The 12,319-nt window shown below is 30.0% G+C and carries 10 protein-coding genes; 5 read left to right on the top strand and 5 right to left on the bottom strand.

Going from position 1 to position 12,319, the window contains the following annotated elements; translation table 11 throughout:
- Positions 1–18: 18 nt before the first annotated feature.
- The 3 genes from ACY2RW_RS10490 to ACY2RW_RS10480 all read left to right on the top strand — a co-directional run bounded on the left by ACY2RW_RS10490 (position 19) and on the right by ACY2RW_RS10480 (position 5,788).
- On the top strand, positions 19–5,343 hold the full coding sequence (locus ACY2RW_RS10490; RefSeq protein WP_490122680.1) for a DUF8693 domain-containing protein: 5,325 nt from the start codon (positions 19–21) through the stop codon (positions 5,341–5,343).
- Positions 5,344–5,373: 30 nt separating this feature from the next.
- Positions 5,374–5,544: a hypothetical protein gene (locus ACY2RW_RS10485; protein ID WP_490122679.1), complete on the top strand. Its 171-nt coding sequence runs from the start codon at positions 5,374–5,376 to the stop codon at positions 5,542–5,544.
- A 79-nt stretch (positions 5,545–5,623) separates the two neighbouring features.
- A complete protein-coding gene (locus tag ACY2RW_RS10480; RefSeq protein ID WP_490122678.1) occupies positions 5,624–5,788 on the top strand; it encodes a hypothetical protein in 165 nt (54 codons plus the stop codon).
- On the opposite strand, the gene ACY2RW_RS10475 is transcribed toward ACY2RW_RS10480, so the two are convergent.
- The gene (locus tag ACY2RW_RS10475; RefSeq protein ID WP_490122677.1) at positions 5,785–6,918 is read right to left on the bottom strand and encodes a cysteine desulfurase family protein; all 1,134 of its coding nucleotides are present in this window, start codon (positions 6,916–6,918) and stop codon (positions 5,785–5,787) included. The two genes, ACY2RW_RS10480 and ACY2RW_RS10475, sit on opposite strands and share 4 nt — an antisense overlap.
- A gap of 15 nt (positions 6,919–6,933) precedes the next feature.
- A complete protein-coding gene (locus tag ACY2RW_RS10470) occupies positions 6,934–7,479 on the bottom strand; it encodes a DUF8465 domain-containing protein (RefSeq protein WP_490122676.1) in 546 nt (181 codons plus the stop codon).
- A 69-nt stretch (positions 7,480–7,548) separates the two neighbouring features.
- Here ACY2RW_RS10470 and ACY2RW_RS10465 point away from each other — a divergent pair, with 69 nt between their 5' ends.
- Positions 7,549–8,175, top strand: coding sequence for a low molecular weight phosphatase family protein (locus ACY2RW_RS10465; protein ID WP_490122675.1), 627 nt, complete (start codon positions 7,549–7,551; stop codon positions 8,173–8,175).
- Here ACY2RW_RS10465 and ppk2 (ACY2RW_RS10460) read toward each other — a convergent pair.
- Both ppk2 (ACY2RW_RS10460) and ppk2 (ACY2RW_RS10455) read right to left on the bottom strand, forming a co-directional pair.
- A complete protein-coding gene (gene ppk2 / locus ACY2RW_RS10460) occupies positions 8,172–8,957 on the bottom strand; it encodes a polyphosphate kinase 2 (RefSeq protein WP_490122674.1) in 786 nt (261 codons plus the stop codon). The genes ACY2RW_RS10465 and ppk2 (ACY2RW_RS10460) overlap by 4 nt on opposite strands.
- A 2-nt stretch (positions 8,958–8,959) precedes the next feature.
- Complete coding sequence (gene ppk2 / locus ACY2RW_RS10455) at positions 8,960–9,817, bottom strand: polyphosphate kinase 2 (RefSeq protein ID WP_490122673.1); 858 nt, start codon at positions 9,815–9,817, stop codon at positions 8,960–8,962.
- A 92-nt stretch (positions 9,818–9,909) separates the two neighbouring features.
- Here ppk2 (ACY2RW_RS10455) and ACY2RW_RS10450 point away from each other — a divergent pair, with 92 nt between their 5' ends.
- On the top strand, positions 9,910–10,860 hold the full coding sequence (locus tag ACY2RW_RS10450; protein WP_490122672.1) for a lipid A deacylase LpxR family protein: 951 nt from the start codon (positions 9,910–9,912) through the stop codon (positions 10,858–10,860).
- Here the strand turns inward: ACY2RW_RS10450 and ACY2RW_RS10445 are convergent.
- Complete coding sequence (locus ACY2RW_RS10445; protein ID WP_490122671.1) at positions 10,857–12,281, bottom strand: ATP-dependent DNA helicase; 1,425 nt, start codon at positions 12,279–12,281, stop codon at positions 10,857–10,859. The two genes, ACY2RW_RS10450 and ACY2RW_RS10445, sit on opposite strands and share 4 nt — an antisense overlap.
- Positions 12,282–12,319: the final 38 nt, after the last annotated feature.

Below are 12,319 nucleotides of genomic sequence, written 5' to 3'. Positions count from 1 at the left end.
CCCTAAATGTATTACTTTATGACCCCTAAATCTAAAAGTAAGTGGTATTTATTATCATTTATGTTTTTTTTGCTAAATGCAAATTTAACAGCTCAAATTTGTACGAACTATACAGTTAGCCCTGGCACAACTATTTCTACTGCTGGAGGTGTGACTTATAATTCTACAATTAATGTTTCTGATAGTTTTATCATATCTGATGTAAATGTAACTATAAACATCAATCATACTTGGAATGAAGACTTAGATATATACCTCATTTCTCCAAATGGAACAAGAGTAGAATTATCTACAGATAATGGAGGAAATGGAGATAACTACACAGCAACTTTTGATGATGCTTCTTCTAATACATTACCAACTGGAAATTCAACAATTAATGGAACATTTAATCCTGAAGGAAGTTTAAGCGATTTTAATTCAGAAAATTCTGCTGGAAATTGGGTATTAGAGGTAACAGATGATACTGCACAAGATGGTGGTATAATAAATTCTTTTACCTTAAATTTATGCTATACTCCCCTATTTTCAGAAGATTTTGAAAGTGGTGCAACTTGGTCTACAACAGGAACAACTGCTCCTAGAGGTGGTTGGGTAAATATAGATCCTGCAGGAACAAATTTTCAAGTAGAAGACGACCATACACCTACAGGAACAAATGCGTTAATTACTGGTCAAAATACAACAGTAGGTTCTAACGACGTAGATGCTGGAGTGGTTGTAGCAACATCTCCAAGCTACACTGTAAATACAAATGCAGAATTATCTATTTGGTATTTTTTCGGACAAAGAGATAATGCAGATGATGCTGGAGATTTCTTTCGATTAGAAATTTCATTAAATAATGGTAGTTCATGGTCAGATTTAGTAAATATAGGAGATGTAAGAATAATTAATCCTACTTGGACAGAAGTTACCTCTACAATCCCTTCTGGTTCTGTTGTTTTACTTAGAGCCAGTGCATCAGATGGAACTGGTGGTGGAGATATTATAGAAGCAGGTTTAGATGATTTAGTAATTAAGGCAACTTCTGCTTCTTTAATACCAATTACTGTAACAGCTAATTCTGGTCAATCTAAAACTTTAGGTAGTGCAGATCCAACATTAACATATACAATTACATCTGGTAGTTTAGAGAGTGGAGACACGTTATCTGGAAGTTTATCAAGAAATCCAGGAGAAACTACAGGTACATATACTATTAACCAAGGTACCCTTAATAATCCTAAATATGATATTACTTTTGTATCAGCTCAATTTACAATTATAGATGTAGATACAGATGGAGATGGCTATCCAGACTCAGTAGATGTAGATGATGATAATGATGGTATCATAGATACAGATGAAAACTGTGTTATTCCTGGTAGTGCAAATCCTGCTGGTGATGCAGAAACTTGGGTAGATACAACCTATAGTGTATTTGGCATTGGTAACAACACCAATGGTTTAGGATATCAAGAATCTGGTTTCCAACAAGCTGCATTCTCAAGAGGAATTAATCTTAGGGTTTTAGATGATACATCAACAAATTATGCCACAGAAAGCCCAGCATCAAGCTCCTCTCCATTGTCTTTAAATGACAGAGTATATTTTGGTATAAATCCAACCTCTGCTTCTAATGATGGTGTTGTATCTTTAACATCAAATTATTTTGCCCCTAATTACAATTCAGAAACAGGTGTAGGTTGTTCTTCAACACCAGTTGGAAGAAATTCAGAACTAAGAACTACTACAAGTAGCGAGTTTACCTCTGGTGGCTCTTCTTCTGCAATTTATATAGTTCCAGAAAGAGGGGCAGTAACTGGCAACTCATACTCTATAAACATAAGTTTTACAACAAGCATTTATGCTTTTAGTTTTGATATTAATGATGTTTTTGATACAACATCTGGAACTGTAAATCCAAAATATGAAGTAGAAGTTTATGCAGACGGAAAATTATTAGCATTCATGAAAGCTGATAACTTTGGTAATGATTCTCCTGGAACAATGCAATTATTTAGAGGAGATAAAACCACTTTAGTAAACAATAGTATTAACATTGGTAATCAAACTGAGGCAACTATTGGTTTTATCAACTCAACAGCAATATCTAACGTAGAAATAAAAACCACAATAGTTAGTGGAGATACAAGTGCTTGTGCTAGAGATGCACATGGTATAGACAGCTTTGTTTATGGTACATCTGCACAGTCTTGTTTTGCTACAGATATAGATTTTGATGGTGATGGACTTACAAATGATAAAGATTTAGACTCTGATAATGACGGAATTCCTGATAATATAGAAGCACAAACTACTATAGATTATATAACCCCTAATTATACTTACGGAGCAAATGGTTTAGACACTGCTTACGGAACTGGCCTAACTGCAATAAATACAGATGCAGACGAAAAAGCAGATTATGTAGATTTTGATGCTGATGGAGATACAATTTTTGATATTGTAGAGTCTGGAGCTGGTTTAACTGATGCAAATTCTGATGGAAAAACTGATGGCATAGTAGGTACAAACGGAATAGACAATACTTTGGTAATAGACAATTTTTCAGATGTAAACGCAAATATTAATGACCCCACAACTTTAACGGATATAGATGGGGATGTGCTCACGATAGGTGATGTAGATTATAGGGATACACACCTATCTGGCACTCCATTAATAACTCAAATTTTGCAAACCTCTTCAGAAAGAGTTATAGAAATTACAAACATTCATCCTACAAACACAATTCTTGCAAATACTATAAAACTATCACTTTTTACAAATAAAACTGGTAGTCAAACAGGTATTGTACCAGATGTATTATATACAATTTCATCAGATTTAGCTCCTGGAGCTTCTATTTTAATAACTGCTGCTGGCTCATCTTATACAGGAATTGTCAATGCTGCAATTACTAATTTTTCTGACGGAAATGATATCTTATTACTAACACACCCATTAGGTCTTTCTTCTGGCACAACTTCTTGGAAAAACAGATACGAAACAAGCCATGATATTACCAATAACACTTCTTACGTAAGAAATGATGAAATATCAAGCACAAATAAATACTTTACAAATACAGAGTGGATTGCTTTTGTAGATGATAATTTAGACCCATATAGAGATTTAGCTTCTGGAGGTCCACAAAGACATCCTCATGATCCATTATTATCAGAAATAAATACTGCAAACACAGAATCTAATTTAAGAATTGGTAAACATAGAATTGGTACAACAAATAGAACAGGAAATGCTTGGAGCAATGGTTTTCCTGATAGAACAAGAAGGGTTGTTATTGAAGAAAATTTTGAAACTTCAAACAAATTAAGTGCTAGACAATTAACTATAAATAATAATAGCAAATTAACAATTACAAATAATCTTTTAGTGGTTACAGATAATATAACTTTATCAAACACTAATGATGAAATTAGATTAGCAGGATCATCGCAATTAATACAAACTCACGCAACTACGTCAAAAGTTAGTGGAGCAGGAAAATTATATATCGATCAAAATTCTGAGTCTCCAAGTAAATATAGATATAATTATATGAGTTCTCCAGTTGTGAGTGCTGGTAATACATTTACTTTAGACGCTATTTTAAAAGACGGTACTATTCCAACATCTGCAAGTTCTAACGCATTAGATATTAATTTTATAGATGGTTTAGATGGTAACAAATCATCACCAATTTCTATAGCTTATAGATGGGTATATACTTTTGCAAGTGCAGATGGTATTCTTTCAAATTGGGTGCATAAAAAAAATACAAATCCAATTTTAAATACAGATGGTTTTACAATAAAAGGACCAGGAAGCACTCAAAATTATACTTTTGTAGGTACACCAAATGATGGGAATTTAAACACAAATGTAGGAGCCAATCAGTTTTACTTATTAGGAAACCCATTCTCCTCTGCTATTAGTACAAAAAAATTTATTGAAGATAATGTAAACTCTATTAACGGGACTTTATATTTTTGGCAACATGCAAGTGAGGCAGATGCAAGTAGAGGACACAATTACACTGGTTATATAGGAGGTTATTCTACAAGAAATATTGCTATGGGTGTTTTAGCGAATGATGAATCATTAACAGGTGCATTTAACATAACAAATCAAGCAGAAGAAGCAACATTAAATGGAGCAACTACAACTAATGATTTAGGAACAAATGTGGTGGTTTTAGATAATGATAACGAATCTATCACTTTTCCAAGAATATCAAGAGGAGTAGATACTTTAAGAATAAGATATAAATCTGTTACTGGAAAAAATTTAAATTTAAGTATAAACGGAAGCTCTGTACAAACTGTAAACTTTCCAATACAAGCTAATTACACAACTTTAGAAATCCCAATCTGTATAGAACAAGGAAATACAGTTACATTTACTTCTAATGATGTATCTATAATTAATTTAGACCATCTGGTTTTAAAAGATATTGATGGTCAAATAAGTTGTTCATTTAGTATTGGTTCTGGTTTTACTTATACAGAACCAAAAGAATATATTGCTGTAGGACAAGGATTTTTTGTGGGTGGTGATGCAGATGGAGGCCCTATCGTTTTTAACAATAGCCAAAGAGAATATATTCAAGAAGGTGCTCAATCTGTATTTTTTAAGTCTATACATGATGCAAGAAGAATGCCTATCTTAAAGATAAGTATGGAATATCATATTGCTGACGATAAAAAAGTACGTCGTCAAATAGGAGTTTCTTTTAATAAAAATAATTCTTATGCTTATGACAATGGATATGACAGCGAAATTTTTGATTTAGGAAACACAGATATGTACTGGAAATTTCCAAAAAACGAAGCAAAATATATTATTGCTGGTGTTGGAGAAATCTCTGATAAATTATTAGTACCACTAGAAATAACAACCGCAAAAGATGATGAAATTTCCATACAAATAGATCAATGGAATTTAATTAACAAAAAAGTATTTTTATTTGACAAAGAAACAGGTATTTCTCATTCTTTATTCGATAAAAACAAAGTAAAATTAAAGCTAAAAAAAGGCACTTACGAAAATCGTTTTTTCATTTCGTTTATCAAGCAAAAGTCAACTACCTTATCTAATGAAGATTTTTTAAATGCAAATATTTCTATTTATTATAATAAATCTAATCAAGAAATTAACATCATACCAAGCAATGATATTGCTGTAAATAAAGCTGAATTGTATAATATATTAGGACAGAAAATAAAATCTTGGACAATAGATTCATCTCAATATCAAAAAAATAAATTATCTATAAATTTAAACAAACAAAAAATAACAATTTTAAAACTATATACAAACAAAGGAAAATTATCAAAAAAAATATTAATTAATTAAAGTAAAAATCCCCTAAAACCCCTACCCCTAATGATTAGTTACATAAAAGCAATATTTATATTGCTTCCACCTCCTGCACCAGGTCCTCCAGGTCCTCCAGGTGTTCCTATTAATAATATTACTATCTATTTATTTATAACAGCCATTATATTTGGTGCTTATTTAATGACAAAAAGAAACAAAAATTTTAACAAAAGTTAACAAAACCACAGTCTAAAAAATTACGTAAATAATATAAAGAGATAAACAATATCTATATATTTATTTAGTAATTTTTTAAATGATAATAAAAACGCTTTATATACAAGTTGTTCCACCACCAATGCCTCCTCCTCCACCTCCTGGATTAGAAATTGATGTGATAACTTTTTTATTAATGATTACTGGTGTGTTATCAGGTATTATTTTTATGGTAAAAAACAATGGTATAGAAGAAAGAACTTAAAGTAATTCTTTTATTTTTTTAACTGTTTTATCAATTTCTTCTTTAGTAGTGTATTTAGAAAAAGAAAAACGCACAGAAGTTTTATCTGCTTCTTTTTCATTTAAAATTTCTGATAAAACATGAGACCCCTTATTACTTCCACTTTGGCAGGCACTACCTCCAGACACAGCTATTCCAGCTAAATCTAAACTAAATAATAGCAAAGTATTGTTTACAGGAAAACGTACATTTAAAATAGTGTAAGTACTTTTTTCTAAATCGTCCGAAAAACCATTAAATTGTATGATTTTTGAGATCTTTTTTAATTCCGAAATAAAATATTGTTTTAATTCTTTAAGATAAATTGTATCTTTTTCTAAATTAGAAATGGCAATATCTAGTGCTTTTTCCATCCCTAAAATACTGTGTACATTTTCTGTGCTAGATCTTGCACCTTTTTCTTGATCTCCTCCATGTAACATTGGTAAAATTCCAATTCCTTTTTTAAAGTAAGCAAACCCAACACCTTTTGGTCCATGAAATTTGTGAGCACTTGCAGCTAGAAAATCTATTGGATTTTGTTTTAAATTAATGTGGTAATGACCAATGGCTTGCACAGCATCTGTATGAAATAAAGCTTTGTATTGTAAACATAAATTAGAAACATTCTCAACTGGTAAAATGTTACCAATTTCGTTATTAATATACATTAAACTAACCAATGTTTTTTCTTTAGATTTAGCCAATAATTCTTCTAAATGAGTAAGGTTTACAGCTCCAAATTCATCAATATTTACAAATTCTAACTTAATATGATTCGATTTTTCTAAATACTTACATGTATGTAAAACTGCATGATGTTCTATTTTTGTAGTTATGATTCTTTTAACATCTAAGTTTAAAATTGCGTTGTGCAATATTAAATTATCTGCTTCTGTACCACTACTTGTAAAAATAATTTCTGACGCAGATGCGTTTAAATGATTCGCTATATTTATTCTAGCAGTTTCTACAGCAGATTTTGCTTTTCTTCCAAATTGATGTGTAGAGGAAGGATTTCCGAAATTTTCTTGCATAGATGTATGCATTACTTCTAAAACTTGTGCATCTATTTTAGTGGTTGCTGCGTTGTCTAAATAAATAGGATTCATTTTACAAAATTACAATTAATTAGAATTTTGAAAAACATAAACTTCTGTAGCTCCCAAACCATATTTTTTATAAGATGCATCATAATGTTTTACAGGGTATTTATTTAATAAACGTAGTAATTCTCCTTTTAAAACCCCTTCTCCTACTCCATGGATAAAAACAACTTTAGATATTTTTTTAGAAATTGCATATTCTATTTTTCTTTTGGCAGTATCTAATTGTAGGTTTAACATATCATAATTATCCATATTTCTTGTAGACTTTACAAGTTGATTAATATGCAAATCTACTTCTAAAATAATTTCTTTCTTTTCTTTTTTAAATAAGCTTTTCTTTGGTTTGCTACTTGTTATTTTATCTTTTAACAATGGGTTATTTATATCAGAAAATTTAGATAATTCATTTTGTTCTTTAGTGATCTTTACCAATTCTGAAGCTTTGAATTTAAAAATCATACCATCTGCAGTTTGCACAGAAACATCATTCTCTAAAATTGAAATAATTTCTCCTTTTAAAACATCGTCTAAAACTGCAACTTTATTTCCAATTTGTAAACACATTCTTAACTTTTTCTTAATTCTATTTAAATTTACAAGCCTTTATATTTGTACAAAAATACTAAGATGATAATGACTTCTACAATTTCTACAGAAAACTTCTTTAAAAAAGCTACTAAATCTGTAATTATTGATGCCGATAGAAAAAAATTATTATTTAAAATTGCAAACAGCATTGCTATTGAGTATAAAAAAGAAGGTATTGTAAATCTTAATTTTATTTGTACTCACAATTCTAGAAGAAGTCAATTAGGGCAAGTCTGGAGTTTTTTTGCAGCCAATTATTTTAATTTGAACATACACTCTTTTTCTGGAGGTACAGAAGTAACTGCTTTTTATAGAAATACCGTAAAAACTTTACAAAAAGTTGGTTTTAATTTTCAATTGGCAGATTTTTCTCATCAAAATCCAAAATATGTTATTTCTTTTGCAGGATCTAACACTTCTATCTATGGTTTTTCTAAAAGATTTGATCATCCAGAAAACAAAAATCCTTTTATAGCTATAACTACCTGTAATAATGCAGACGCTAACTGCCCATTTATACCTACAGCTATTGCTAGGTTTCATTTACCCTTTGTAGATCCAAAATTTTCTGATGGCATCAATTTACAAGAAGAAACTTATTTAAAAACCTCTAAACAAATTGCTGCAGAAATACATTACATATTTGCAGAAGTAAAAAAGTTGACTTCTTAAATTTCTATATCTTTATCGTAAGGAATGCTATTTAAAATGTGATTAATTACATTTATCCTAGCTTCTGTTTTTCTATTTGCTCTTATAATTTTCCAAGGAGAAATTACTGTGTTTGTTTTAGCAAACATTGCGTTTTTGTATTCTGTATAATCATCCCATAAGTCTTGAGCCCTCTCATCTATTTTGGTCATTTTCCATTGTTTTAAAGGGTCGCTTTTTATTTCTACAAAACGTTTGGCTTGTTCTTTTTTAGAAATAGACATGTAAATTTTTACCAAATGTATACCAGATTCTAAAACCATTCTTTCAAAATCATTTACTTGGTTCATAAATATATCGTACTCTTTTGGTGTACAAAAATTATTTACGGGTTCTACAACAGCTCTGTTGTACCAACTTCTATCAAAAAAAACAATCTCTCCAGCTTTTGGTAACTGCTCTACATATCTTTGAAAATACCATTGTGTTTGCTCATCTGCAGTTGGTTTTGGCAATGCAACAATTCTCATGTGTCTAGGATTTATTCTTTCTGTTAACCTCCTAATTGCGCCACTTTTACCTGCTGCATCTCTTCCTTGAAATACTACAATAATTCTTTCATTATTTTTAATTACCCAAGTTTGTAAGCGTATTAACTCTACCTGTAATTCTTCTAATTTTTTTTGGTAGTTTACATACCTAAGTGCTCTATCTATGTTTAAGGGTTGTTTAGCTAACAGAGCCAATAAACCTTTTTTAGAGTTTAATCTTTTTAACTCTTTTTCTTTTAACTTATTCGCCATAATTAGTCTACGTGTATATTAGATCTATAGTAACGCATTACTACATTCGGATCTGGATTTAAAATTGTTTTAGCATCTTGTTTACCTTCATAATCAAACTGAGATAAAACGTGTCTCATTGCTTCTAATCTAGCTGTTTTTTTGTCGTTCGTTTTTACCATCATCCATGGGCTGTATGTTGTATGTGTTTTGCTAAACATTTCTAACTTATAATGCGTGTATTTATCCCACAGGGTTTGTCCTTGTTTATCTACTGGACTAAATTTCCATCTTTTTAAAGGGTTTTCCATACGAGCATCAAAACGTTTTAACTGTTCTCCTTTAGTTATAGACAACCAAAACTTAATAATAATTACACCATCTTCATACATCATGTGCTCAAATTCTGGAACTTGTACTAAAAACTCTTTGTATTGTTGGTCGGAACAAAAGCCCATAACTGGTTCTACAACTGCTCTATTATACCAGCTTCTATCAAAAAAAACAATTTCTCCTGGGTTTGGTAGCTCTTTAATATATCTTTGGAAATACCATTGTCCTTTTTCTACTTCTGTAGGCTTATTTAAGGCTACTAACCTACTAGAACGTGGGTTTAGATGCTCCATAAACCTTCTAATATTACCTCCTTTACCAGCAGCATCTCTTCCTTCAAAAATAATTGCAACTCGTTGGTTGGTTTTAGAAATCCAACGTTGTAATTTTACCAACTCTATTTGTAGTAAACGTAGCTCTTTATTGTATTGAAGTGTTTTTTCTACTTTTTTAAATGAACTGTTTTTTTCTTTGATTAAACCTAATAACTCTTCATTATTTTTTGCTGTTCTAAAATCATCTTCACTTAATCCTTTTACTGTACTCATACATTAAATTAATTTTCTCTAAAATAAATATTTTTTTGAATAAATAGCTAAAAAAAAAGCATTTTAATCAACTTCTTTTATATTTGCTAACTATGAAATATTTCTACATATTTTTTGCCCTTTTTTTTAGTACAATGATATTGGGTCAAAAGAAGTTTTCCAAAGAAATAAGCTTAATTACAGACAACGACTTATACATTTCTTTAACTAAAGACAGATATTACACCAGTGGTATTTTTTTAAATTATAAATATTTAACAAAAAATAATAATAAAAATATTGCTAAAAGAATTATTGATTGGGAGATTGTACATGAAATGTTTACGCCTAATAGATCTACAGTAAAAAACATATCTCTGCATGACAGACCTTTTGCTGGACACTTATATGCAGGTTTTGGTATTCATCGAGTTTATAAATCGAATAAAATTTTTAGTACATCTTTACAAGTTGGTGTCATTGGCCCCAATGCTTATGGTAAAGAGTTGCAAAAATTTATTCATAGTTTTTATAATTTTAAAGAGCCAGAAGGATGGAAACATCAAATAAAAAATGCTTTTTCTATCAATTTAGAGTTGCAATACCAGCAATTTTTGTTTAAAAACATAACAAATAGTATGGATTTAACTTGGTTAAACAAAGCTAAAATTGGTACAGTCTACACAAAACTAGAAACAGGTTTTTTAGGTAGAGTTGGTTTTAAGCCATTACAAAGCTTGGTGAATTCTATTGCATTTAATACCAATTTAAATGATGAAAACACAGATTATTTTAGAGAAGTAGAATCTTTTTTTTACGTAAAACCTACTTTTAATTATAATTTTTATGATGCTACTCTGCAAGGAAGTTTTTTAAATAAAAATAGCGATGTTACTAAAGAAATTATTCCGTTTGTTTTTAACGTAGAACTAGGATTAAGGTTTACTGCAAATCGTTTTAATTTTGGTTATGCTTACATTTATCATTCTAATAAATCTAAAGGTTTACGATATACGAATGGCACCAGTTATGGAAAAATTATTATCAATTATTTACTGCGTTAATTTTTAAAGAACTCGTCTTTAAAACCAATTAAATATAGCTTTTCTTGCGCTCTTGTAATTGCAGTGTACAACCATCTATAATACTCTTTAGAAACGCCTTCTGGCAAATATGGTTGCTCAATAAAAACAGTATTCCATTGACCACCTTGAGATTTATGGCAAGTCATTGTGTACGAAAACTTAATTTGTAAGGCGTTAAAATAGATATTCTTTTTAATTTTTAAAAACTGTTTAAATTTCGATTTTTCATCTGCATAATCCTCTTTAACAGCTTGGTATAACTTATTAGATTCTTCATAAGTAAGTGATGGACTTTCGCTAGACAAAGTATCTAAAAGCAAGACTGTTTCAAAGGGTTTCATATCTGGGTAATCAATCATTCTTAACTCTACCTCTGCAAAACTAAAACCGTACAATTCTTTAATAGAAAAAATCTTTAGTACCTCACAAATATCTCCATTTGCAATAAAACCTGCTGTTGTAGACTCTTTTAGCCAAAAATAATTATTCTTTACAATCATTACATAATCTCCAGCAGAAATGATGTTTTCTTGTCCTCTTATATTTAGTCTTATTTGTTGGTTGTACTGGTTTGCTCTTTTATTAGAGCGCACAATAAATGCTGTATCTTCTACTCCATTATTATCATAAGCAGAAACGATTGCATCTTCTATATCATAACCATCTTCTAATCTTTTTATATCAGGAAAATCGAGATTAAATTTAAAATTAGTAGCATCGTTTTGCAACAAAAGCCTTAGAGAAGTTGCGTTGGCTAAAATTCCAGAATTTTTATGTTGACGCATAACTTCATCCAATTCGATTTCAAAAACTTCTTTGTTAAAGTCATATTTTAAAACATCTGCCTCTAAAGCTGGACTTACTTTTAGTTTTACAGGAGGCAACTGTGCTGTATCTCCAATAAAAATTAATTTACATTGATGACCAGAATATACGTAAGAAATTAAATCTTGCAATAAAGAACCTGCATCGAATAATTTTTGACTTTGTCTGCTATCAGGAATCATAGAAGATTCATCAACAATAAAAATGGTATTTCTGTGTTTATTTTGCTGTAAAACAAAATCTACAGAACCATTGGCTTGCTTTTTAGGAAAATAAATTTTTTTATGTATGGTAAAAGCGGATCTTTTAGAATATAAAGCAATTACTTTTGCAGCTCTTCCTGTAGGTGCTAATAAAACCGATTTTTTACCAGCATTCCATAAACAATTTACAAAAGTACTTATAGTTGTTGTTTTACCTGTACCAGCAAAACCCTTTAGTAGAAATAGGGTATCTTTATTTTCATCAAAAATAAAACTACTTAAAAGGTTAAATAATTGCGCTTGTTTTTGAGTAGGTGTGTGTGGAAATTTTTTTAGTAGTTCCTTGTAAAAATAGACAGGTAATTTTATCATAAATAAATTAAAGTATCAAAGATACATTGATTTGTAAA

The sequence above is a fragment of the Polaribacter sp. 2305UL8-11 genome (assembly GCF_058147165.1).
Note: the sequence above shows the minus strand (reverse complement) of the source record. Positions and strands in the feature narration are given on the sequence as shown.